The organism is Deinococcus aquaedulcis, assembly GCF_019693445.1.
Classification (GTDB): Bacteria; Deinococcota; Deinococci; order Deinococcales; family Deinococcaceae; genus Deinococcus; species Deinococcus aquaedulcis.
Map to the genome: position 1 here is coordinate 13,487 of NZ_JAHRBL010000011.1, position 21,781 is coordinate 35,267.

Sequence of the window (21,781 nt, forward strand, 5' to 3'; positions counted from 1 at the left end):
CCGCAGCGACATCCCTCTCCAGGTGGTTCTGTGAGACGCCCCCCGGCACGCAAGGAGCCATATGCGGAAGTACTACACCTCGGAATCGGTGTCCGAAGGGCACCCCGACAAGCTGGCCGACTTTATCTCGGACAGCATTCTCGACGAGTTCCTGCGCCAGGAACCCGAAAGCCGCGTGGCGGTCGAAACGCTGCTGACCACCGGCATGGCCGTGGTGGCGGGTGAAGTGACCGCCAAGACGGCGCGGGTGGACGTGCAGAAAACCGTGCGTGACGCCGTGATGAAGGTGGGCTACACCCGCGCGAACTACGGCTTTGACGCCGAGTACAGCGCGGTGCTGGTCAGCCTGCACGAGCAGAGCCCGGAAATTGCCGGCGGCGTGAACCACAGTGAAGAGTGGCGCGGCATGTCTGAAGAGGAGCGCGCCCGCCCCGAGAATGCCGCCTCCGAGGTGGGGGCCGGCGACCAGGGCCTGATGTTCGGCTACGCCACCGATGAAACGCCCGAGCTGATGCCGCTGCCGATCTCGCTCGCGCACCGCCTGACGCGGCGCCTGGCCGAGCTGCGCAAGGCCGCCCAGGCCGCCCGCGAGGCCCAGCTGCGCGGCGAGGCGCTGTCGGAGGCGCAGACCCAGGCCCTGCACTTTGGCTACCTGCGCCCCGACGCCAAGGCCCAGGTGACTGTGGTGCGCGACGGCGAGCCGCACGAGGCCACCGAGACCCTGGTGGACACCGTGGTGATCAGCACCCAGCACCACGAGGACGTGACCCAGGCGCAGATTCGCGCCGACCTGATTGAGCACGTGGTCCGCGCCGTGATTCCGGCTGAGCTGCTGACCGATGAAACCAAGTATTTCATCAACCCGTCCGGTCGCTTTGTGATCGGCGGGCCTCACGGCGACACCGGCCTGACTGGGCGCAAGATCATCGTGGACACCTATGGCGGCGCGGTGCCGCACGGCGGCGGGGCCTTTTCGGGCAAGGACCCCACGAAGGTGGACCGCTCCGGGGCGTACTACGCCCGCTTTATCGCCAAGAACATCGTGGCCGCCGGGCTGGCCCGCCGCGCGCTGGTGGAGGTGGCCTACGCCATCGGCCGCGCCGCGCCCGTGAGCCTGCGCGTGGACACCTACGGCACCGGCACCGTCAGCGATGAGAAACTCGCGGCCCTGGTGCGCGCCCACTTTGACGCCCGCCCCCAGGCGATCATTGCCGAACTGGGCCTGCGCCGCCCCATCTACGCCCAGACCGCCGCGTATGGGCACTTTGGCCGCCCGGAATTCCCCTGGGAAAGCACCCACAAGGCCGAGGCCCTGAAGGTCGCTGCGCAGGGCTAAGGAGGGGGCAGAGGGGGGACAGAGGCCGGGTGTCTCTGTCCCCCTCTCTGTCGGGGCTCAGGGCAGGCGGGGAACGTCCAGCGCCTTGACTTTGCCCGCCGCGTCGAAGGTGACCGTGGCCTCGAAGGGAATGTTGCGGTACCGCCACGCGGACTGGCGCAGTAGTTCAGCGCGGCGGCCAAAACTGGCGTCGGGGAAGCCGAAGCGCCAGGCGTACTGCCAGCGGGTCATGCCCAGCACAGTCTGCAGTTCACCCCTGGGCACTGCCGCCGAAGGGGCCGCAAGGCTGAACACGCGCTCCACTGCCCAGGTATCCGGCAAGAGGATGGGTGTCAGGTCGCCGCACTGGCCTTCACCCGGCGTGCGGCTGAGCTGGTCCAGGGTGCGGCTCAGGGTGGCTGGGTCATCGTCCACCCCGGTCAGCGAGAAGGTCCCGGTGGCCTGAAGCGGCCGGGTTTCGATCAGGGCCACCAGCGGGGTCAGGGCCAGGACGTCGGCGCCTCGGCCTGCATCGCTGGCCCAGCCGCCCTGGGCGTTCAGGGCCAGCGGGCGTCCCAGCCGCGCCAGCGTCACCAGTTTGAGCGGCGTGTCGAACCCGGCCCCCAGCCCTATCGCCTGATCCGGCTGAGGCTCGCAGGTGGTGGACAGGCCGCCATAGGCCCAGACGGTTTTGCCCTCATAGCGGGTTTTCAGCGACAACAGGGCCGGATCCCGGATAAGTGGGGCCAGATCGGCAAAGGTGCCGTCTGGGGCTGGGGTGCCCAGCCGCACCACCTCGCCCAGGCCCGGCACGGTGAACACCGCCCGCCCCGGTTCCAGGCGCGTCAGGGTCAGGAGGCGACCAGTCAGGGCCGGGAAGGGGAGGGGGCGCCCCCTCTGCTGGTAGCGGCCACCGCCGCCCACGCGCAAAAAGCGGTTCCCTGCGCGAAGCGGCGTGGGTGCAGGCAGGCCGGGGTGGACCGCCAGCGGCAGGCCATAGGGCCCCTGAGGGCTGACCAGCTGCGCCACGGCGGGCGCTTGCAGGGTGGTCTGCACGGCCACAGGCACGCGGGTGGACGGGCCCACCCTCAGCGGCTGGCCGGGCACCAGCGTGGCCCAGGCCGGGGGCTGTCGCTGGGCGGTCCAGTGAAGCTTCAGCGGTGCGCGCAGTGGGGACAGGGCCCAGGCGCCCTGCGCGCCTCCCCGGGGCTCAAGGACCAGAGGAAAGCGGGCGCCTGTCCCTGGCGTCAGGTAGCCGTCGAACCAGTTCAGCGGCGCGGCGTGGGCGGCGTTGGCCAGGACGCTGCACAGCGCGGCGGCCAAGGCTCTGGGGGCTCTGCGCAGGGAGTTCATGCCCGAGGGTAAGCGCGGGCGGGGTGGCGGGGCGTCCGCCCAAAGAAGGGGTGGCGCTCAGCTGCGGGCGGCCTGCTCTGCTTCCCGTTCGGCGTACACGTCGGCGTGCTTGCGGCGCAGGGCGGCGGCGCTGGCGCGCGGCACCATCTCGCTGATGTCGCCGCCGTAGCTGGCGATTTCGCGCACCATCGAGGAACTGACAAAGCTCCAGCGGGTGGCGGCCATGATGAACACCGTTTCCACCTCGCCAATCTGCCGGTTCAAGTGCGCGATCTGCAGTTCGTACTCGTAGTCGCTCACCGCGCGCAGGCCACGGATGATGATGCCCTTTTTCTGCTGCGCCATGTAGTCCACCAGCAACCCGCCGAAGGTGTCCACGCTGACGTTGGGCAGGTGGGCAGTGGCCTCCCGCAGAATGGCGAGCCGCTCCTCCAGGGTGAACAGGTGACGGCCCTGCTTGCGCGCGTTGTGCATGACCGTGACGGTCACATGCTCGAAGATCTTCGCGGCGCGCGTGAGCACGTCCATGTGCCCGCTGGTGATGGGATCGAAGGAGCCGGGAAAGACGGCGTTCATTGCCCTGCCACCTTAACGGAATTTGGGGTGGGCAGGGCGCGGGCGGGCCGGGTCTAGAGGGTGAGGTCCAGCAGCACGGCCCGCACAGCCCGCCACAGGGCGGTGGGGTCACGGGTCTGTTCGGCGCGGGCCAGCAGCCGGTCCACCGCCTGGGCCACGCGCAGCGGCGACAGGTCCGGGCGCAGGTCCCGGATCACCGTCAGCAGCAGCGGGCGCGCGGCCGGGCCCAGCAGGGGCCCCGTGTCACTCAGGCCCGGCTGGCCTTTCCCACGGCCTGCAGCGCGCCCACCAGGGTGGCTAATTGCTCTTTGGCACAGGTCAGCTCGGGGCGGCCCCCCACCAGCTGCGGGCTCAGGTCCAGGCCAAAGCGGGCCAGGGCCGCCAGCGCGGCGAGGCGCTCCTCGGCGGGGCCGTGCCACTCGCGGCTGCTCAGGCAGTCGGCCAGGGTCTGCAGGGTGCGCCCGGGTAGCGCGCCCGTCTGGGCCACAAAGCCGGGCTGGGTGGGGGCCGGCTCGCCGGGTTCGGGGGTGCGGGTGACCACGATCACGCCAGCCACGCCGGTGTGGTCCGGAATCTGGGTCAGCAGGCGCTGCAGGTCGTTCAGGGCGGCTTCAAACTGGGTCTGGATCGTGTGGTTCATGGGGGTCTCCTTGGGGTATGGGGCACCTGCATCACAGCGGCGGCCAGTTCCATTCAGGGGCCAAGAGGCGGCCCCTCACTTCCACTTCCGCCGCTGTCTCTGACAGATACTCACTTCGTTCGCCCCGGAATGGTTGGGGGGGTCCCCCTTAACCGTTCCGGTTCTGCCCTTAAGGTGCAGCAGGGCCGGGGAAGAACCGGGGAAGGCATGGCTAAACCCCGGCCTGCACGAAGGCGTCGAAGGGCAATTCGGGCTCGGCGGCCAGTTCCTGGGCCAGCGTGCGGCAGTACTGGGCGTAGGTCTGCTGGGCGGCCGTGCGCTCGCCCAGGCCCAGCAGGGTGCGGGCCAGCCCCTGCCACGCGGCGGTGGCGAGCGGGTCCAGCACGGTGGCCTGCCGGTACAGGGGCAGCGCAGCGCGGGGCTCGCGGGCCCGCAGCCATTCGCCCAGGGTGAGGGCGGCCGTCAGGGCGTCGCCGCTGTACTCGGTGCGGCGCAGTTCGGCCCATTCGGTGTCCACCTCGGGCAGAAAAGGGCCTTGCAGCGTGGCAAAGGCGGCCTGCAGCGCTTCAGGGTCGCCGCCGTCCAGGGCGCGGCGCAGGGTGCTCACGTCCACCGCCAGAGCGAATTCGGGGGCCAGGCCGTAGCGGCCCCCCTCGAAGGGCAGGGGGTTGAAGGTGACCCCGGCGGGGCGACTGAGGGCCGCGCGCAGCTGCCGGGCGGCCACCTTGAAGTACTCCACATGCCGCCGCTCGGCCGAGCCGTCCCACAGGGCGTCTACCAGCTGGTCACGGGTGCTGGGGCCGTGCAGCGCGAGGTAGACCAGCAGTTCGCCGGACTTGCTGAGCGGCATGGGCACCGCCTCGCCGTCCACGCGGACCGCCAGCGCCCCGCAGGTGCGCACGCTCAGGGCCGGCCCGGCTGGAGCGGCGGCGGGCAGCGGCGTGGCCGGCTGCTGGGCCAGTTCGGCGCCCAGGGCGGCGTCCACCCCGGGCAGACCGCGCAGCAGGGCCGGCAGGGTGTGCAGGTCGCCCGGGAGCAGCGTGCCCTGGCGCTGGCGCACCGCCAGCCCGTACAGCCCGGCGCGGCGCACCGCTTCGTCGGACGCGGCCAGGGCCAGCACGCGCGCCAGCTGCGCCTCGGCGCGGGGCAGGTCGCCTTCCTCCAGCGCCAGCAGGGCCGCACTCTGCGCCCAGGCCGACTCGGCTTCGGGGCCGCCAGCCCCCAGGCACAGTTCGCCCCAGGCCAGGGCCTCGGCGGCGCCGCCGGGGTCGCCCGCGCGCAGGCGGACCTCGGCCAGTTTGGGCCACAGCCGGGGCGGCAGGGCCCCCAGCCCAAAGGCCGCGCAGCCTTCCAGCGCCGCCTGCACCTGCGCGGCCGAGCCCGCCCAGTCACCCTGCTCGAACAGCACCTCGCCCAGCGTTTCGTGCAGGAAGGGCGCCATCACGCTGCGTTCGCGCGCCGCCACCGGCAGGGCGGCGCGCAGCAGGCCCAGCGCCTCGCCCAGTCGGCCCTGGGTGCGCAGCAGGTCGGCCAGATCATTGTGCAGCACCAGCGAGCGCCCGGGCATGTCCAGCGCCGCGTAGACGTCCAGCGCCCGGCGCAGGGCGTGCTCGCAGGCCACTGGCTGGCCCAGGTAGCGGTAGGCGGCCTGTGCCACGGTCAGCGCCGCACCCAGTTCGCCCAGGGCGCGCCCCTGCTCGGCGTGGCGGGCGGCCTCCAGGGCGGTGTCCAGTCCCGCCTGCAACTGCCCCAGCGCCAGCTGCGCCGAAGCTTTCAGGCGCAGCAGCCGCGTGTGGTCAGGTTCAGCAGGACCCGCGCGCAGGCCTTCCTCGGCCCAGGCCAGTTGGTGCCCCGGCTGCCCGGCGCGCGCCGCCAGCACGCCCAGCGAGAACAGCAGGGCAGGCTCCGGGCTGTCATTCTCGGCGTACAGGGCGCGCAGCAGGGCCTCGCCGCGCGCCGCCTCGCCGGTTTCGAACAGGGCCTGCCCCAGCGCGCGGCGCAGCGTTCGGCTGGTCTCCGCCGGCCCCCCGCCGCCAGCGTGGCCGCCGTCGAGCACCTCGCGCACCAGCCGGAATTCCCAGCGGGCCTCGTAGACCGTCACCAGCTCCTCGGCCAGCTGCGCGGCCTGGGGGTGGTTCCCGGCGGCCCGCCAGTGGCGCAGCGCCCGCAGGCCATCGCCCGAGGCCTGGGCGTCCTGGGCGGCGCGGGCGTGCAGTTGCTGGGCCCGCCCGGGCTGCGCGGTCAGTTCGGCGTCCAGGGCGGCGTGCACCAGCGCCAGGGGCCGCCAGCTGCCCGCGCCCAGCGGGGTGAGGGGCACGCCCACGCGCCGCACCTCGCGCAGCCAGCCGGGGGGCAGGGCCAGGCCCAGCGCCTGGGCCGCGCCTTCGGACCACACGGGCAGCACCGCCGCTTCGGGCAGGGCCGCACGCACTGCGGCGGGCAGGGCGCGCAGCACGTCGCGCAGCAGGTCGGCGGGCGTGAGGTGCGGCGCGGCCCCCGAGGCCACCAGCGCCACGCCCACCGGCCAGCCTTCCAGGTGGGCGTGCAGCTCGGCGGCGGGCTCCGTGTGACCGTGGGCCTTGTGACCGCGCGCGCTCAGGTAGGCCTGGGTCTCCTCGGGGCTAAAGGCCAGTTCGGCGGCGCCCAGCAGCTGCGCGCCGCCCTGCGCGGCCCGCCGGGCCAGGCCCAGGGGCGGCTCGGCGCGCGCCGAGAGCAGCAGGCGGTGGCCTTCGGGCAGGGCGTCCAGCCACGCGTCCAGCCACTGCGCGCTGTCGGCACCCAGCACATCGGCGCCGTCCAGCACCACGTCCACGTTGGCGCTGGCTCCGGCCAGATCGTGGGCCAGGGCGCGGGCCGCGCCTTCGGGCGAGGCGCCCTGGGTGCGCGCCTGGGTCCAGTGCGGCAGCGCCAGCCCCGGCAGGGCCTGCTGCAGCGCCGCCGCCAGCGCCTCGCCCAGCGCCAGGGGTTCGGCGTCGGCCTCCCGCAGCGTCAGCCACGCCAGGGGGCGCGCGGCGCGGCGGGCGTGCTGGGCCAGCAGGGTGGTCTTGCCGTAGCCGCTGGGGGCCACCAGGGCCAGCAGGGCCACATCGGTCTCGGCGTGCAGGTGCACCAGCAGCCCGGCGCGCGGCAACTCGTGTTTCATGGGGCGGGGAATGGCGTGCTGCGGGGCAAACACGGTCGGGGCCTCCGGGGCAGGTCGGGAAGAAAGAGCAGGAAGCGGCTTCAGGTCAGTATAAGCCGCTTCTCATCTGGGCAGGGAACTGGGGGCCTTCACCGGTCTTCCCCGCTACCCCCTGCGGCCCCTTCCCCGGCGCTTCCCCGGCCGGCGGGCACACTCCTTCTCAAGCGGCGGCCCCCAGGGCCACAGCCGCACCCCCCCGCCGCAAGGCACAAGGAGAAAGAAGATGCAACACCTCATCAAGTCCGCCCTCGCCGCCGCCACCCTGACCCTCGCCCTGGCCTCCTGCGGCGCCGCCACCGTGCAAACCCCCGACGCCCAGCCCCAGGCCAGCGAGGCCCAGGGCCAGCCAACCGGCGCTGCCGAAGCCCCGGCGGCCCCCGCCGCTGGCCAGCTGCAGGCCGCCGCGCTGCCGGGCGAAGGGCCCAACATCCGCGTGCGGGTGGTCATTGACCGCGTGGTGGGCTTTGACACCGAGGACATCACCGGCGCTGACGAGTTCTACATGGGCGGCGACCTCGTGGTGAGCAAGCCCGACGGCAGCAAGAAGAACGTGCCCTTCCTGGTTGCCCCGCCCTTTGACATCAACGACCCCAGGGGCGGCGAGAGCCACGAGATCAGCTGGACGGTGCTGGACGAGGTGGTGCCCCCCGAATCCGACATCGTGGGCCAGCTGGTCGCCTACGACGAGGACGCTGGCAAGGACTGGGGCACGGTGGGCCCCAAGTTCATGGACGCCGCCAAGGCCACGGGCGACGCGCTGATTCAGACGGGGAACGCCAAGGCCGCTGTTGCGGCGGGCGCCCTGAACGCCGGCATGAAGGTGCTGGACGCGGCGATGTCCGCCGACAAGGACGACGTGCTGGGCCTGTTCGGCTTTGAAGGCACCACCTTCCGCTACGACACCCCGGGCGCCATTTACCGCTCCAAGCGCATCTACAAGACCAGCACCTGGGGCTGGAGCACCTGGAACTACTACGTCTACTACCACATGGAAGCGGAGCGCACCTACAGCGCGCCCACGCTGTAAGGCAGAGAGCGGTGGGGCGGGAGGCTTGAGGCTTCCCGCTCTTTCGTTGTGGGGATGGTGCCCGCGCCGCCGGCCCCATGAACCGCTGAGCAGCGGCCCATTCTCTGGGGCGTGACCCGGCTCCGGTCCGGTCCGGCAGGACTTGGCGGAAGGCCTTCAGCCCCGCTTACGCCTCCTCGGGTGCTGCCTCCTGTTCTTCCGGCAGGCGCTCATACAGGGTCAGGGTGTTGCTGCCGTACTCGCGCACCTCCTGCACGTAGCCTGGGTGCGCCGGCAGGCCCAGGCGGTCCGGGTGCTGGCACACCAGCAGGCCGCCGCTGCCCACCACGTCGCTCGCCAGCAGCTTCAGGGTCAGGGCCGGAATGTCGGCCTCGTAGGGCGGGTCACTGAACACGATGTCAAAGCGGCCCAGCCGGGGCAGCAGGCCCAGGGCGTCGCCCCGGAGAATCCGGGCGCGCAGGGCCAGGGCGCGGGCGTTGGCCTCCAGGGCCTTCACTGCGCGGGCGTCCTTTTCCACCAGCGTCACCGCGTAGCCCCGGCTGGCGGCCTCCAGGCCAATGGCGCCGCTGCCGCCGTGCAGGTCCAGGAAGGTCCCACCCGGCGCGCGCGCGGCGAGCAGGTCAAACAGGCTCTTGCGCACCCGCGCGCCACTGGGCCGGGCGCTGTCCGGCACCTGCAGCGCGCGGCCCTTGGCGGTGCCGCCCAGAATGCGCAGACTCATGAAAACGTCCTCACAGCCCCCAGGATACGGGGCCGCTCAGCCCAGGTAGGGCTGGGCCGCGTCAAAGCTCGCCAGGGCGTCCGGGGCCAGGGTCCAGTCGTCGCCGTCGCGCGCTGCCTGCCCGGCCTGCACCATGCGGTTCAGTTCAGCTTCCACACGCTGCTGCACGCGGCGCAGCGGCATGGCAGCTGCACCCTCCACGCCGCGCCAGGTCAGGAACGCGCGGTGAAAGGCGGGCAGGTGGTCCAGGCCCACCTGGGTTTCCAGGTGGCGCCAGCGCAGCGGGGCAGCGGTCATGTCTCCTTGCTTCGCACACTGCGGGGGGCCCCGTCATGAGAAGCCCCCAAAGCGGGGCCCGCCGCGCGGCAGGGCGCGTACAATGGCCGCATGACCGCCGACCCACCGGGCACCCCGGCCCCCATCCCGCCCGAACTGGCGCGGGCGCTGGAAGCGCTGGGCGGGCAGCTGGTGTGGCGCATGGGCAAGGACGAGGCCAGCGACGACGTGGTGGTGCGCCTGGGCTTCGCCTCGGCCACGCCGCGCTTTGCCCACCTGCCCCGGCTGCGCAGCGCCGCCGACGCCGAACTGCAGGCCGCCCTGGCGGAAAACCGTGTGGTGATTGAGTGGGTGGAGTGAGGCGGGCCGCTTGATCGTCGAAGCGGCGCAGGCCTTTACCGTGCCCTGGCCGGGCCCCCACGAGGCGGCGCTGGCCTTTGTACGTGACCCGGCGCGGGCCCTGGCCCATGTGCGCTTCCTGCGGGGGCTGCAGGCCGGGGAAGGCGAGGTGCGCGGCGAACTGGTGGTGCCGCTGCCGGGCCTGGGCAACGTGGACCTGCCGTTTTCCAGCGCCCTTCAGCTGACCCCGGCTGGGGCCGACCTGTGCCCGCAGCCTGTGGCGCACGAGCGGGCCTGGGTGGAGGTGGCCGGGCAGGCGCAGGTGCAGGGCGCCGAGGTGCAGTTTGCCTTTCAGTTCCGGGCCCACCTGCAGACCCCGGATGCCCAGGGCTGGGGCGGGGCCGCCTTTGAAAAGATGGTGCGGGCGGCGGCCGGGCGCACTCTGGAACGGGTGGCGCGCGAGTTACCTGCGGCACTGGCCCAGGCCGCAGTGGCAGCGCAGAACAGCTGATCCAGCGTCCGGGTGATTCGGATTCTCCAGAAAGGCCCTGGATGGTCCACGCCTGCCCGCCCAGCCACTCGTTCTTGCATCGGTTCAAAAAAGGCGCGCAGACGTGGCGCGGACTGGGTCTGAGCGTTTGTCCCAGCGAACCCAGGCCAGATCGCCCATGGAACCCTCTGGCTGTCCCTGATAGAACGCGCCTTATGGTCAATACCGCTGCGCTGGCCCCACCCGCCGTGCTGAACACTGCCCGGCTCCGCCTGGTGCCTATGGGACCAGAACACCTGGATGGCATGATGGAAGGCTTGCAGGACAGAGAATTTCAGCGGCTTACCGGTACCCACGAGCACTTCACCCGCCTGCAGGTTGCGCGCTTCCTGGAACAGATCACTGCGGCGACGGACCGGGCTGACTGGGCCATCCTGCGCGCGTCGGATGACCTGTATCTGGGCGAGGTCGTGCTGAACCAGCTGGACGCCCATAACTGCAGCATGAATTTCCGCATCGCTCTGAACAGTCCGGCCCAGGTGGGTCAAGGCTACGGCACCGAGGCCACCTGCGCCGTGGTGGCGTATGGCTTCGGGTTAGTGGGGCTGCGCCGCATCAGCCTGGGGGTGTACGCCTTCAACCCCCGCGCCCGGCGGGTGTACGAGAAGTGCGGATTTGTTCATGAGGGCACTGAGCGGAGCGCGCTGTACTGGCAAGGCGAGTGGGTGGACCAGCACCGCATGGCCATCCTGTCCACCGATCCCCGCCCACAGGCCACCGCGCCAAGCACAGCAGAGGCCCGCTGATGGGGTGCTCTAGGCTGGCCGCAGCCTGCAACCCCTCCAGGGAACCCAGGCCATGCTGATCACCCTGGTGAGGCACGGCCAGACCGCCCACAACGCCGCTGGCCGCTTTCAGGGCTGGGCGGATATCCCCCTGAACGACCTGGGGCGGGCCCAGGCGGCGGCGCTGGCGGGGCGGCTGGCGGCCCACCCCGTGCGCCCCACCCACCTGCTGAGCAGCGACCTGGGCCGGGCGCTGCAGACGGCCGCGCCGCTCGCCGGGGCCCTGGGCCTGCCCGTGCAAGCACGCACCGAACTGCGCGAAATTCACATCGGTGCCTGGGAGGGGCTGACCTTCGCAGAGATTGAAGCGCAGGACGCGGGGCGCTTCCGGCAGTGGCCCCAGGTGGCCGCGCCCCAGGGCGAATCGGTGGCCGACCTGACGCGCCGGGTGGGTGCGGCCCTGGCCGGGCTGGAGCTGCAGCCCACCGACCACGCCGTGGTGGTCACGCACGGCGTGGTGATCACCGCGCTGCTGTGCGAGTGGCTGGGCTGGGATTTCGGGGAAGCCTGGGCGGCGCGGCGTGGCCTGCACCACAACACGGCCCTCAGCAGCCTGCGCTGGGCAGGTGGGGCCGTGCAGTGCGAACCGCTGGCCTGCGCCGCCCATCTGGAGAGCCTAGCGATGGGGGCCGGTTGAGACAGCCTGCCGTTCACTATTGATACAGATGCTGTCCAGTTCTGGAACGCCGTCGCGTTTCCTGCTCTGCTGCGCGGCTCTGCGTGTCCTTCGGGTCGAAACATTTCGGCACGCAGGGGGGGATATTTCGGAAGCCGTCTAAACCAGCCCACCCGGCACTTCAGGGGCAGCCGAACAGGTCTCTCCCGCAGCTTTGCGCGCCTTACTGCGCCAAGAAGAGCCGTCGTCGGTGTCGTGTGACAGAGTACGCCGGAAGCCGGTGCACGGGACGAAAAAACCGCCGCCTCCAGACAGGGGCGGCGGCCGGCCTTGTTTGCCAGCTCAGGCGTGAATTTCGGGGAAGTCCAGCACGCGGGCGTCGCTCCACAGCCCTTCTAAGTCGTAGTACTCGCGGGCGTCCTTGGTCATGATGTGCACGACCACGCTGCCGCCAAAGGCCAGCAGCAGCCAGCGCTCGCTGGGGCCTTCCACGCTGGGGCGGGGCAGGCCGGCGGCCTGGGCCTTTTCGCGGATGTTCTCCTGCACGGCGTTGAGCTGCAGTCCCGCCGTGGCCGTGCAGATCACAAAGTATTCCAGGGTGCTGCTGACATCGGTCAGGTCCAGCACCACCACGTCTTCGGCGCGGCGTTCGCGGGCGGCGTCCACAATGGCGCGCAGTTGGTGCTGAATGGTGGGGTCTTGGGTCATGGGGTCTCCAGGGAAAGAAAGGGGATAGGGCGTGCTTAACGGGTCAGTGTACAGGCCAGGGGGCGGGCCCCGCCTTGAGGCTTCGCTGAGCCGCTCCCGGTCAGCGGGGGCAGGCGCCCCTAGGGCGCGGCCTTCAGGCCCACGAGGGCGGCCAGGGCGGTGCGGGCGTCCTGACCCAGGAACACCCCCACCTCGCCCGCCGACACCGGAAAGCGCTCGCCCTGCAAGCGGGGCAGGTTCAGGGCCTCGGCCAGCAGGTTGGCGTCCTGCACTGCCTCGCCGGTAAACACCTGACTGGCCTCCTTACTCTCGGGGGCCGGGCTGAGGGCCACTTCGGGGTAGCCCAGGGCGCGCAGGGCGCGGGCGAGCGGCTCGCCCAGCCCGGCCCCGCTGGCGTCCACCACGCGCACGCGGGCGCCCGGCTGGGCCTGGGCCGCCGGGGCGCCGCTCCACAGCGCCGCGAGCCGCTCGCGGCTCACCGCGAGGTTGAAGGTGCCGGGAATCTCGTCGGTGGGCAGAGTGGCAAAGCTCAGCTTCAGGCGGCCCAGGTAGGGGCGCAGCGCCGCCAGCAGGTTGGGATCGGCGTTGGTTTCCACGCCATTGCCAATGCCGCCCAGAATGGTGGGCAGCGCCGCGAGGCCCTGCGGAGATTTCAGGCGCGCGGCCAGCTGGGTCAGGGCCTGCTTCTGGTGGTCAATGCGGCCGTAGTCGTCCCCAAAGCCTTTGCGCACGCGCAGAAACAGCACGGCTTCCTCGCCCTGCAGGTGGTGGGGGCCGGGGGCCAGCTTCAGGTCCACGCCCGCCGCCTTGTCCACCCACTCAATCCCGCCTTCGGGCACCGTGACGTCCAGGCCGCCCAGGGCGTCTATCACCCGGGCCACGTAGTCGGTGCGCACGATCACGTACGAGTCCACCCGCTCACCGGTAATGGTTTCCACAGCGCGCGTGAGGGCTTCAGGACCGCCCGCGAAATACTGGCTGTTCACCTTCTGCTGGGCCACGGACTTGAAGCGGTCAAAGGGGCCCACGTTGGTGTCGCGTGGAATGTTCAGCACCCGCACCTGGTCACCGTCCACCTTCACCAGCATCACGGTGTCGGTGTTGGGGGGCTGCACCAGGCCGGTGCGCTGGTCCTGATTCTTGCAGGGCTGCTGGTAGTAGCAGTACACGATGTCGCGCCCGGCGATCAGCACCGTGAAGTGCGGCGCCTGCCCGCCGGCCACCGGCGCGGCCGACACCGGCCCGGCCCCGCTGAGCAGCGCAAAGGCCGCCAGCGACAGGGTAGACAGGGTCAGGCCAAAGGCCTGCAGCGCGCGCAGCCCGGCCAGGCGCGGTGGGGTGAGGGGCGGCGTCACGAATCCAGGCGCAGGGCGGGCGGGGGCGAATCGGGGGCTGCGCCGGCCTGGGCCACACACGGCAGCGCGTGGTAGGCCTGCAGGGTGCGCGGGTGCACTTGAATGCCGCGCCCCTGCAGGTAGGTCACTTTCGAGACGATGGCCCGTTCCAGCGCCGCACCCAGGTCCCGCAGCGCCAGTTCGCGGATGTCATGGTTCACGCCGCGCCCGGGTTCAGAGACGTCCGCGATATACACGCAGGCCGACACCGGATTGCCGCCGCGCGGGCCGGTGGTGTGGTCTTCCACGGCTTCCAGCACCACCCGGTCCTGGTAGCCCCAGCGCTCCAGCAGGGTGCGGGCCGCGCGGCCATGCAGCGCCAGCGGGTGCGCGGCGTCAATCTCGCATTCGGGGGGCGCGAGGCGCAGCAGTTCGCCGTCCGGCAGATCGCGGGCGATGTCATGCAGGATGCCCGCCGCGTAGGCGCGCATGTCGTCCAGGCCGTTGGCACGGGCAATCTGCGCGGCCAGTTCGGCCACGCGCAGCACGTGTTCGTAGCGCCGTGGCCTGACCATCAGGCGCACGCGCTCTTCCCAGCCGGTCCACGCCGCCACACCGGGGCGGGGTACGAGAAGCTGGGCGATCACGAAGGTCTGTGGCCGCTTCCCCACATCATGGGCAAGACTTTACACCGCGCGGGCCCTGCCGGGTTGACCACCGGGTCACTTTCTGATGGACACCGTCAGGGAAGGGGAGAAGAGAGTGAATGGGCTGGGCTGTACATGGGCGGCGGAAACGGCGTTTTTTCCGACAAACTCAGCATTGGGCAGCCGCGCCCAAAGCCCTCTGGCGGCAGTTACGCCGCGCTTCACGGTGCGGGGGGGGTGGGGGCGGGGCGGGCTTCGACCGTCAGGCGCACGCTCACCGTTTCCAGGGCCTGGGCCCCGGCGGGCACCGAGAGCTGCACGGGCACGGTGTACGTGCCGGCGCGGTAGGTCACGGTGCCCGAAACCTCGCGCAGACGCGCGAGCAGTTCGGGGGCGGCCACCACGCGCACGGTGCTGGGCTGCAGGCTGACCGCCACCACGCGCAGGGTGCGCGGCGGGGTGTTCAGCACCACCGGCACGGTCTTGACCGGCAGCTCGCCGGTGTCCAGGCGCCGCACCGTGACGGTCGAGGGCCGCACCGTGACCCCAGACACGGGCCGTCCGCTGCGGTCCAGGGCAATCAGGGCCACCTCCTGCTCGCCGCCCGCCGCCAGCGCCGCCGGACTGGTGACCAGCCGGGCCACCGTGCCCAGCACGCGCCCGGCGCCAGTCACGCTGGCCTCGGTGGGGGAGACCACGTAGCGCGGCACGCTGGATTCAGGGGGCGAGGTCACGCTGAGGGTGACCGGCAGGGTGCGCTGCACCTGGGTGTCCACGAAGCCCTGCACCCGGGTGGGGGTCAGGCGCTGCACGGCTGTGCCGGTGGGTGGGGTCACGGTCACGGGCTGGGTGAAGCTGCCCTCGGGAATGCCGGTCACGTCCACCACGGCCTCCACACTGCCCGGGTCCAGTTCCCGCAGGCGCTCCGGGCGCCCGGAGAGAATCACCCGCACCGAGGCCGGGCTGAGGTTGCTGGTGGCGCGTTTCTCCTCGCCGCTGCCGGTGGTGTCGCGCACCGTCACCGGCACGTCGAAGCCCTGGGTCACGTTGGCGCGGCGGTCGGCGGTGGCCACGAACCACAGGGTCAGCGACACGCCCAGCGCCAGCAGCTTGGGCCCCAGGTTGTGGGTAAAGCGCGCCCAGGCGTAGCGCGGGCTGAGCCAGCGCCGCAGCCGGGCCAGCCGGGGCGCGCTCACCGGGCCTCCGGGGCCGTGGGGGCGGGGCCCTCTAGGTCGGGCAGGCGGTCGTAGACCAGCGCGCGCAGCTGCTCGCGCAGTTCGGTGCCGTTCAGGTCCGGGCCCAGGCGCCCGCCCAGCGCGAGGCGCATGCTGCCGCGTTCCTCGCTGACCACCAGCACCACGGCGTCGGTGAGTTCCGACAGGCCAATGGCGGCGCGGTGGCGGGTGCCGTAGCGGCGGTAGGTGCCGTCGCTGCTCTGGAGCGGAAACAGGCAGCCAGCCGCAATGACGCGCGAGCCCTGTACGATCACACCGCCGTCGTGCAGCGGGGCGTTGCGGGCAAACAGGGCCTCCAGGAACGGGACGCTCACCAGGGCGTCCAGCGGCACCCCGGTGGCGGCGTACTCGCCCAGCGGGGTGCGGCGCTCAATGGCGATCAGGGCGCCGGTTTTGCGCTCGGCGAGGCGCTCCATGGCGCGCGCGAGGTCCTGCAGCGCGGCGCCGCCCGCCCCGGCCCCGGCGCCCCGGGGGCGGCCCACCCGTTCCAGGGCCGCGCGCAGTTCGGGTTGAAACAGCACGATCAGGGCGAAGATCCCCACGGTCCCCGCCCGCCCCAGCAGGTAGCCCAGGGTGGTGAGGTTCAGGAGCTGCGCCGCCACCCACACCCCGGCGAACACCAGAATGCCGCGCACCACGTTCACCGCCCGCGTGCCCGCCACCAGCAGGTAACCCTGGTAGATCAGAAACGCAACCAGGGCGATGTCCAGGATGTCCCGGACACTTACCTGACCAAGCGGGGTGGACAGCAACGGAAGGGGGCGCTCCTTTCAGGATAAAGAGGGGCGGAAAAGGCCGGGCGTTTGCGCGCCCACTATACGGCCTGAAGCGGGGCCGCCGCCGCAGACAACGGACGGCTGGGGGCCGTATGTGCGCCCTCATGGAGACTTCCTCAAGGTCTCCCGCCGCCGGCTTCATGCTGAAATGACGGCAACAGGAGGTCACCCATGAAGATTCGCTTTCTTGGCCACAGCGCCTTTTTGCTGGAAACCCCCGAGCACCGCCTGCTGCTGGACCCCTTTCTGAGCGGCAATCCCCAGGCCAGCCTGAGTGTGGAAGAAGCCCTGGCCCTGAAGCCCAGCGCCGTGCTGATCAGCCACGCGCACGGCGACCACTGGGGCGACGCGCTGGCCTTTGCCAAGGGAGGAGTGCCGCTGATCGCCACTGCTGAAATTGGGGGGTACGCCATGAAACACGGCGCTGCCAACGTGGTTGCCATGAACATTGGCGGTACCTACCGCGCCGACTGGGGCAGCGTGTACCTGACCCCGGCGTGGCACAGCTCCTCCTTTCCAGACGGCACCTACGGCGGGATGCCCACCGGCCTGGTGATCGAACTGGGCGGGCGGCGCGTCTACTTTGCCGGCGACACCAGTCTCTTTTCCGACATGCGCCTGATTGGCGACCGCGAACTGGACGCCGCGCTGCTGCCCATTGGCGACCATTTCACGATGGGCCCAGAAGAAGCGGCGCGCGCCCTGGAACTGCTGCGCCCCCGGGTGGCCGTTCCCATGCACTACGGCACCTTTCCCGTGCTGACAGGGGACCCGGCCGTGTTCGCCCGCGAGGGCCAGGCACGCGGCGCCGAGGTGCGGGTGCTGGCACCGGGCGAAGCGACGGACCTGTAAAACTGGGCTGTTCCCTTTGCTCTATCAGTGCCAAGTACGGACGTGTTCGAGTGTTCCCGGGCATCACGAATCGCCTGACCAGCCATCTCTCGCGCTGCAGCCGAGCCGCTGTGGACCGTTTGATTACCATTTCAGCACGCTGGATTCGCCTTTCCAGAACAACCAGCGGTGCTCTTCTTTGTGGTCGCCGTTGCCGATGGTGTGCGCATCCTGCCCCTGGCCGAGGGCCAACTGGTGGAGCGTCCCTGCATACGTTCCGACCCAGAGCCGCTGCTCGTCAGGAGAGAGGGCCATGCCGCTGATGGTTCCCCCCAGGTAGTGCCGCCAGAGCGCCTGACCCTGCCAGTCGTACGCGCGCAGGTAACCGTGCGCGTCACCCAGAATCACGCCGCCGCTGAAACTGACCCCCCCATACACTCTCATGGCCGGATCGATCAGGCGCACTCCCGGGTCCGATCCGGGTTCTTGGTACGGCGCAATGTTCACACTTGCAGGGTCAGTGACGTTAACCGCGATTGAGACGCCATTGTAGAAATGGCAGCTGTTGGACAAGAGCAGGCTGTCGTTGGTCGAGAAGAGGCAGAAGTGAGGGTACTCCGATTGCGGACCGATGCGGCCAAGCCGTGTGCCGTCTGCGCCAAACAGGAGGTGGTCGCTCGACTGGGAGCCGGCACAGATCAGGCGGTTGTCGTGAGACAGGTCGGCGTTTTCCATGTCGATCAGGCCCGTCAGGCCCTCGTCGCCGTCACCGTCGGCGACGGGCAGAAGGCGGACGGCCGTCTGCGGGGTAAGGAGATCAATGCCAGCGGCGCTGACCACCAGCGCGGCGTCGCCGGCATTGAAGGGAAACAGGTGGGTGATGCCGGCCGCTGGGTCAGTGGCGTAGGGCAGGGTGTTCAGGATAGGCCCGTTCCACCCGTCACGCAGGGTGATGGCCAATGGATCCGCAACCGCAATGACCGTGCCCCGTTTGGCCTTGCCGACCGCAAGCCATTCCCTGGACAGCGGCTGACACATGCCGTCCTGCAGCAAGTAGGCCTGGCGCGGCTCGTAGGGCGCACCCACCATAAAGACCAGGCGGTCGTTGTCCAGGGCCACCAGCTGTCCGACGTACTGTCCGCGTTCATGGGCGAGCTGGGCAAACGGCGCGAACGAAGGCGGCAGCTGCTCGCGCAGCGCGCTGGTTGTGCCGTGCAGGTTCGCTTCACGGAGCCGTTCAAGCACCTGTGGCGCGAAGTCCTGCCGGTCGTCCTGGGCGTCAGGCCCCTGCCATGCCTCCCAGCCATGAACATCGGCGAAGGCCAGCATGTCGTTGATGGCCTTCGCGTACGTTGCCCCTCGCTCGTTCCATTGGTTCTGCCAGTCCATCCAGGTCCTCCTGCGTGGTGCCCAAAGATAGAGTGGTGCCGCCCAGGAAGCACCTTGCTGGTACTCGGAGACCTGCCGAGCTTGTGACACACCTTCTGCAGGATGCTGCGGCCTTCTGATTCACGGCATGTCGCGTTCGGCTCCGCGTCTCTCGCTCGTCATGAAGCGTTCCAGCAGCTGAACTGACAGCCCAATGCGGACGTCACCTCACCCTGTGCAAAAACGGTTCAGGTCTGAGCGGCCTGGCAAAGCTGCCCCGCAGAGCGGAAGCTGGGCGCGCTGGCGGGGTCGGCACACTCCCGGTTTGGGGGCGTTCCAGACGGCCGTCCGTGTGAAGTGGCTTCCGAAAACGTTCGGAAACCATGACCGGCGTTTCTGGCCCAGAGGGCTTCGCGGAGTAGCGAAGCCAAGCGGGGAGAAGGCCGCTGCCGGGGAGTGCCTGGCCGTCCGTAGAAACAGGTGGGGTCGCAGGTGCTGTCACCTGCGGCCCCCGTCACGCTTGGCTTTACCCTTCGCGGCCCACCGGCTGGCGCGCTTCCACATCGGCCTCTCCGGGCACCCGGGTCTGGTTGGGGGTGGGATCGGGGAATTCGGGGTTGGCCTTGCGGCCCGCGTCATGTGGCCACACGCGGGCGTCCACATGAATTTCGGTGGGGGGGCGCAACTTAACCCGGGTGGTGCGCGCGGGCAGGCCCATCGCAATCCCGTGCGGCGGAATATCCCCGCGCAGCAGGGCGTGGGTGGCCAGCATGGCGTCGTCGCTCACCACGCTGCCCGCCAGCACCGTGGAGTGGTACGTGATGCGCGCGCCGCGTCCAATCACCGTCTTGCGCAGGGTGACGTCGGGGCCGTCCAGCACACTGTGGGTGTGGCTGTAGATGTTCACATAATCGCTGACCGAGGCGTTATCGTGCAGCTCAATGCCGCCGATGTCGTCCAGCAGCACGTGGCGGTGAACGACCACGTCGTGGCCCACCTCCATGTTGTAGCCCACGCTGAATTCCACGTTCTGCCAGCATTTGAAGTTGCGCCCCACGCGCTTGAAGATGTGGCCCGCCAGCGCCCGGCGAATCGGAATGCCCAGCACCGGGTTCTGGCCCACCGGGGTCTGGTCCAGCGATTTCCACAGCCACAGCAGCGGCTTAACCCGCGCAAACTGCTCGGCGTCAGTGGCCATGTAGTATTCGGCCTCGAACGTGACGTTACGCGCGTCCAGGCTCAGGGCAGCCAGCGGGGCGTCCGAGCGCAGCTGGGCGTAGGAGCGGCCATACATCACTTCAGCCAGAATGTCGCGGGCCAGGTCATACCGGTCGGTGGCCGGATCTGAGAGGCGCGCGTCCAGGTCGCGCACGAATTCACCGAATGTCGCCTGCGCGTCCGGTCCGATTTCCACTGGCTTGAGCCACGTCACCTGCCCACTCTACTCCCTACAGTGAAAAACAAAGTGGGATGGTGCGCCGGGACGTGCAGACGAGTGGTGGGGCGCTCACCGCTTGGGGGCCGCCTGCTGGGATCGCCACCAAGGAGCAGAACTGTTCCATTGAGAGTGCTACGTCTGGGAAAGCTCCCACTCTGGAACGCCGCCATAGAGCATGCCCCGGCCGCCAATCTCATCGGTCAGCCGTACCAGTGCGTCCCACTCCGCCTTGTGCTGAAGCAGGTAAACGAAGGGCGCGAGATCGGTCCGCACGCGCATCAGTGCCTCTTTCCACTCGCGCAAAAAGTGGCCGCGATCCACCAGAAATTCGGCGGTGTGCTGCTTGCCGAATGGATCCCAGCACACCCGGACATGCAGGTTTTCCCCATCCAATTTCCCGGTCCAGTCTGAGTCAAAGCTCGACTGATCGTGCAAGGCCGTATGGCTTCCTTGTCCCTGGTGGATAGCGCTGAGAAAGGCAACGAGTTCTCCGATCCAAGTGCTGAAATCCTGATAGGCCAAGGGATGGAATTGGTGGTCAATAGCGACAATGACCGCCTCGGCCAGGAGCGGATAGGCCTGCGCGATCAACATTCCAAGATCTTCGGCGGGCTGCGGTTCGGCCAGAAACGCCGGGTTCAGCCGGGGGCAGCCTGCCTGAATCCAGAACATGCTTCACAGGGTAATGGCCATGGAATAGCCGCAGGGAGGGGTACCCGCTGAGGAAACCAGGCGCCCCTCGCCATAAAGTGCCCGAGGTTGTTGCCAGCTCTTACCGCCGGCCGTACCCGCCGCCGCCCATTTCCGGCGTGCTGGTGCTGCGGGCGTCGCCCCGGCCCGCGTCGCCGCGTCCAGGGGTCTGGGTGGGGGCGGTGGCGCCAAAGCCCTGCACGGGCGCGCTGCCGTAGCCGGCTGGGGCCGCCGCTGCCCCGCCTGCCTGCCCAATCGTGGGGTCATTCGCCAGTCGGGCAAATTCCTTGGCGTCCACCGCACGCTCCACGCCGGTATCGAAGGAAATCACGCGGCGGCGGTACAGGTTGGCCAGGAAGGCGTCCATGGTGACCATGCCCTCGCGCGCCCCGGTCTGCATGACACTGGTGATCTGGAAGGTCTTGCCCTCACGGATCAGCGCGCGCACGGCGGGATTGGCGATCAGGAGTTCGTAGGCCAGGATGCGGCCCTGGCCGTCCAGGCGCGGCAGCAGCTGCTGGGTCATGACCGCCACGAGGTTGTTCGCCAGCTGCACGCGAATCTGCTCCTGCTGCTCTTCGGGGAACACGTCCACGATACGGTCAATGGATTCCGGCGCGCTGTTCGTGTGCAGGGTGCCCATCACCAGGTGACCGGTTTCGGCGGCGGTCACGGCGGCCTTGATGGTCTCGTAGTCACGCATTTCGCCCACCAGAATCACGTCGGGGGCCTGGCGCAGCACGGCGCGCAGGGCGTCGTTGAAGCTCATGGTGTCGGCCCCCACCTCGCGCTGGTTGATGATGGACTGCTTGTGCGTGTGCATGAACTCGATGGGGTCTTCGATGGTCATGATGTGCAGCCGCTTGGTGGTGTTGATGTGGTCAATCATGGCCGCCAGGGTGGTGGACTTGCCCGAACCCGTGGGCCCGGTCACCAGCACCAGCCCGCGCGGCGCGTTCGAGATGTCCACCACGCTCTGGGGCAGGCCCATTTCCTGGGCGCTCTTGATCTTGGTGGGAATCAGGCGCAGCACGCCGCCCACGTTGCCGCGCTGCATAAAGGCGTTCACGCGGAAGCGCGCCTTTTCCCCCAGGGCAAACGAGAAGTCCAGTTCGCGCCGCTCTTCGAAGGTGCGCTGCTGCTTTTCGTTCATCATGGAGTACATCAGCTTGCGGGTGTCGGTGGGGCCCAGTTCGGAAAAGCCCTGGGCGTCGTACACCCCCTGCAGCTTGAACTGCGGCGAGAGCCCGACAGTGATGATCACGTCGGAGGCGCCTTTTTCGGCGGCAAAACGCAGAATATCGGTGATGTCGGCGGGCTGGGTCATGGGGGGCTACCTCGGGGTGGGGGAGAGGGGGCGGGAGCAGGGGGGCTC

23 protein-coding genes are annotated in these 21,781 nt (G+C 70.0%); 7 read left to right on the forward strand and 16 right to left on the reverse strand.

Annotated features, from left to right (window positions below):
- Positions 1-61: 61 nt before the first annotated feature.
- Positions 62-1,336, forward strand: coding sequence for a methionine adenosyltransferase (metK, locus tag KMW22_RS12955; RefSeq protein ID WP_221090467.1), 1,275 nt, complete (start codon positions 62-64; stop codon positions 1,334-1,336).
- A gap of 57 nt (positions 1,337-1,393) precedes the next feature.
- Here metK and KMW22_RS12960 read toward each other — a convergent pair whose 3' ends face one another.
- From KMW22_RS12960 to KMW22_RS19670, 5 genes are all read right to left on the reverse strand, one after another.
- Positions 1,394-2,668, reverse strand: coding sequence for a hypothetical protein (locus tag KMW22_RS12960; protein WP_221090468.1), 1,275 nt, complete (start codon positions 2,666-2,668; stop codon positions 1,394-1,396).
- A 57-nt stretch (positions 2,669-2,725) separates the two neighbouring features.
- The gene (gene coaD / locus KMW22_RS12965) at positions 2,726-3,244 is read right to left on the reverse strand and encodes a pantetheine-phosphate adenylyltransferase (RefSeq protein ID WP_221090469.1); all 519 of its coding nucleotides are present in this window, start codon (positions 3,242-3,244) and stop codon (positions 2,726-2,728) included.
- A gap of 53 nt (positions 3,245-3,297) precedes the next feature.
- Positions 3,298-3,441: a hypothetical protein gene (locus KMW22_RS12970; RefSeq protein ID WP_221090470.1), complete on the reverse strand. Its 144-nt coding sequence runs from the start codon at positions 3,439-3,441 to the stop codon at positions 3,298-3,300.
- Positions 3,442-3,491: 50 nt separating this feature from the next.
- Entirely contained in the window at positions 3,492-3,884 is a 393-nt protein-coding gene (locus KMW22_RS12975) for a hypothetical protein (RefSeq protein WP_221090471.1), read from the reverse strand.
- Between the two features lie 211 nt (positions 3,885-4,095).
- The gene (locus KMW22_RS19670; RefSeq protein ID WP_221090472.1) at positions 4,096-7,059 is read right to left on the reverse strand and encodes a BTAD domain-containing putative transcriptional regulator; all 2,964 of its coding nucleotides are present in this window, start codon (positions 7,057-7,059) and stop codon (positions 4,096-4,098) included.
- 229 nt (positions 7,060-7,288) lie between these two features.
- On the opposite strand from KMW22_RS19670, the gene KMW22_RS19570 reads away from it, so the two are divergent.
- Complete coding sequence (locus tag KMW22_RS19570) at positions 7,289-8,092, forward strand: hypothetical protein (protein WP_268906309.1); 804 nt, start codon at positions 7,289-7,291, stop codon at positions 8,090-8,092.
- A 166-nt stretch (positions 8,093-8,258) separates the two neighbouring features.
- Here the strand turns inward: KMW22_RS19570 and KMW22_RS12990 are convergent, their stop codons facing one another.
- The gene (locus tag KMW22_RS12990; RefSeq protein ID WP_221090473.1) at positions 8,259-8,813 is read right to left on the reverse strand and encodes an RsmD family RNA methyltransferase; all 555 of its coding nucleotides are present in this window, start codon (positions 8,811-8,813) and stop codon (positions 8,259-8,261) included.
- A gap of 36 nt (positions 8,814-8,849) precedes the next feature.
- Positions 8,850-9,110 (reverse strand): hypothetical protein, encoded by a 261-nt coding sequence (locus KMW22_RS12995; protein ID WP_221090474.1) that lies wholly within the window; start codon positions 9,108-9,110, stop codon positions 8,850-8,852.
- Between the two features lie 90 nt (positions 9,111-9,200).
- On the opposite strand from KMW22_RS12995, the gene KMW22_RS13000 reads away from it, so the two are divergent.
- From KMW22_RS13000 to KMW22_RS13015, 4 genes are all read left to right on the forward strand, one after another.
- Entirely contained in the window at positions 9,201-9,449 is a 249-nt protein-coding gene (locus KMW22_RS13000) for a DUF3248 domain-containing protein (RefSeq protein ID WP_221090475.1), read from the forward strand.
- Positions 9,433-9,939, forward strand: coding sequence for a DUF3809 domain-containing protein (locus KMW22_RS13005; RefSeq protein WP_328774699.1), 507 nt, complete (start codon positions 9,433-9,435; stop codon positions 9,937-9,939). Before KMW22_RS13000 ends, KMW22_RS13005 begins: the two co-directional genes overlap by 17 nt.
- Positions 9,940-10,133: 194 nt before the next feature.
- The gene (locus KMW22_RS13010; RefSeq protein ID WP_221090476.1) at positions 10,134-10,724 is read left to right on the forward strand and encodes a GNAT family N-acetyltransferase; all 591 of its coding nucleotides are present in this window, start codon (positions 10,134-10,136) and stop codon (positions 10,722-10,724) included.
- A gap of 52 nt (positions 10,725-10,776) precedes the next feature.
- Entirely contained in the window at positions 10,777-11,400 is a 624-nt protein-coding gene (locus KMW22_RS13015; RefSeq protein WP_221090477.1) for a histidine phosphatase family protein, read from the forward strand.
- Between the two features lie 321 nt (positions 11,401-11,721).
- On the opposite strand, the gene rsfS is transcribed toward KMW22_RS13015, so the two are convergent.
- The 5 genes from rsfS to cdaA form a co-directional block, all read right to left on the reverse strand.
- Positions 11,722-12,087, reverse strand: a complete 366-nt coding sequence (rsfS, locus tag KMW22_RS13020; RefSeq protein ID WP_221090478.1) for a ribosome silencing factor — start codon at positions 12,085-12,087, stop codon at positions 11,722-11,724.
- A gap of 119 nt (positions 12,088-12,206) precedes the next feature.
- Complete coding sequence (locus KMW22_RS13025) at positions 12,207-13,442, reverse strand: LCP family protein (RefSeq protein ID WP_221090479.1); 1,236 nt, start codon at positions 13,440-13,442, stop codon at positions 12,207-12,209.
- Positions 13,439-13,996: a bis(5'-nucleosyl)-tetraphosphatase (symmetrical) YqeK gene (gene yqeK / locus KMW22_RS13030; RefSeq protein WP_221090567.1), complete on the reverse strand. Its 558-nt coding sequence runs from the start codon at positions 13,994-13,996 to the stop codon at positions 13,439-13,441. Before yqeK ends, KMW22_RS13025 begins: the two co-directional genes overlap by 4 nt.
- A 293-nt stretch (positions 13,997-14,289) precedes the next feature.
- Positions 14,290-15,264 (reverse strand): CdaR family protein, encoded by a 975-nt coding sequence (locus KMW22_RS13035; RefSeq protein ID WP_328774700.1) that lies wholly within the window; start codon positions 15,262-15,264, stop codon positions 14,290-14,292.
- Entirely contained in the window at positions 15,261-16,052 is a 792-nt protein-coding gene (gene cdaA, locus KMW22_RS13040) for a diadenylate cyclase CdaA (RefSeq protein WP_221090569.1), read from the reverse strand. The genes KMW22_RS13035 and cdaA overlap by 4 nt, the downstream gene beginning before the upstream one ends.
- 198 nt (positions 16,053-16,250) lie before the next feature.
- Between cdaA and KMW22_RS13045 the strand changes: the two genes are divergently transcribed.
- On the forward strand, positions 16,251-16,931 hold the full coding sequence (locus KMW22_RS13045; protein WP_221090480.1) for a metal-dependent hydrolase: 681 nt from the start codon (positions 16,251-16,253) through the stop codon (positions 16,929-16,931).
- Positions 16,932-17,054: 123 nt separating this feature from the next.
- Here the strand turns inward: KMW22_RS13045 and KMW22_RS13050 are convergent, their stop codons facing one another.
- The 4 genes from KMW22_RS13050 to KMW22_RS13065 all read right to left on the reverse strand — a co-directional run bounded on the left by KMW22_RS13050 (position 17,055) and on the right by KMW22_RS13065 (position 21,733).
- Positions 17,055-18,299: a hypothetical protein gene (locus KMW22_RS13050; RefSeq protein WP_221090481.1), complete on the reverse strand. Its 1,245-nt coding sequence runs from the start codon at positions 18,297-18,299 to the stop codon at positions 17,055-17,057.
- Between the two features lie 505 nt (positions 18,300-18,804).
- On the reverse strand, positions 18,805-19,710 hold the full coding sequence (locus KMW22_RS13055) for an acyltransferase (RefSeq protein ID WP_221090482.1): 906 nt from the start codon (positions 19,708-19,710) through the stop codon (positions 18,805-18,807).
- Between the two features lie 138 nt (positions 19,711-19,848).
- Positions 19,849-20,388, reverse strand: a complete 540-nt coding sequence (locus tag KMW22_RS13060) for a hypothetical protein (protein ID WP_221090483.1) — start codon at positions 20,386-20,388, stop codon at positions 19,849-19,851.
- 100 nt (positions 20,389-20,488) lie between these two features.
- Positions 20,489-21,733 carry a type IV pilus twitching motility protein PilT gene (locus tag KMW22_RS13065; protein ID WP_221090484.1) on the reverse strand — a complete coding sequence of 415 codons (1,245 nt, stop codon included), beginning with the start codon at positions 21,731-21,733 and terminating at the stop codon, positions 20,489-20,491.
- Positions 21,734-21,781 lie beyond the last annotated feature (48 nt).

Bases quoted from the DNA above. Each gene is read 5' to 3' on its own strand.
- KMW22_RS12995 (WP_221090474.1), bottom strand. From the start codon at position 9,110: ATGACCGCTGCCCCGCTGCGCTGGCGCCACCTGGAAACCCAGGTGGGC.
- KMW22_RS13050 (WP_221090481.1), bottom strand. From the start codon at position 18,299: ATGGACTGGCAGAACCAATGGAACGAGCGAGGGGCAACGTACGCGAAG.
- KMW22_RS13015 (WP_221090477.1), top strand. From the start codon at position 10,777: ATGCTGATCACCCTGGTGAGGCACGGCCAGACCGCCCACAACGCCGCT.
- KMW22_RS12975 (WP_221090471.1), bottom strand. From the start codon at position 3,884: ATGAACCACACGATCCAGACCCAGTTTGAAGCCGCCCTGAACGACCTG.
- KMW22_RS12990 (WP_221090473.1), bottom strand. From the start codon at position 8,813: ATGAGTCTGCGCATTCTGGGCGGCACCGCCAAGGGCCGCGCGCTGCAG.
- KMW22_RS13045 (WP_221090480.1), top strand. From the start codon at position 16,251: ATGAAGATTCGCTTTCTTGGCCACAGCGCCTTTTTGCTGGAAACCCCC.
- coaD (WP_221090469.1), bottom strand. From the start codon at position 3,244: ATGAACGCCGTCTTTCCCGGCTCCTTCGATCCCATCACCAGCGGGCAC.
- rsfS (WP_221090478.1), bottom strand. From the start codon at position 12,087: ATGACCCAAGACCCCACCATTCAGCACCAACTGCGCGCCATTGTGGAC.
- yqeK (WP_221090567.1), bottom strand. From the start codon at position 13,996: ATGGTCAGGCCACGGCGCTACGAACACGTGCTGCGCGTGGCCGAACTG.
- KMW22_RS13010 (WP_221090476.1), top strand. From the start codon at position 10,134: ATGGTCAATACCGCTGCGCTGGCCCCACCCGCCGTGCTGAACACTGCC.
- metK (WP_221090467.1), top strand. From the start codon at position 62: ATGCGGAAGTACTACACCTCGGAATCGGTGTCCGAAGGGCACCCCGAC.
- KMW22_RS13000 (WP_221090475.1), top strand. From the start codon at position 9,201: ATGACCGCCGACCCACCGGGCACCCCGGCCCCCATCCCGCCCGAACTG.
- KMW22_RS13060 (WP_221090483.1), bottom strand. From the start codon at position 20,388: ATGTTCTGGATTCAGGCAGGCTGCCCCCGGCTGAACCCGGCGTTTCTG.
- KMW22_RS12960 (WP_221090468.1), bottom strand. From the start codon at position 2,668: ATGAACTCCCTGCGCAGAGCCCCCAGAGCCTTGGCCGCCGCGCTGTGC.
- KMW22_RS19570 (WP_268906309.1), top strand. From the start codon at position 7,289: ATGCAACACCTCATCAAGTCCGCCCTCGCCGCCGCCACCCTGACCCTC.
- KMW22_RS13065 (WP_221090484.1), bottom strand. From the start codon at position 21,733: ATGACCCAGCCCGCCGACATCACCGATATTCTGCGTTTTGCCGCCGAA.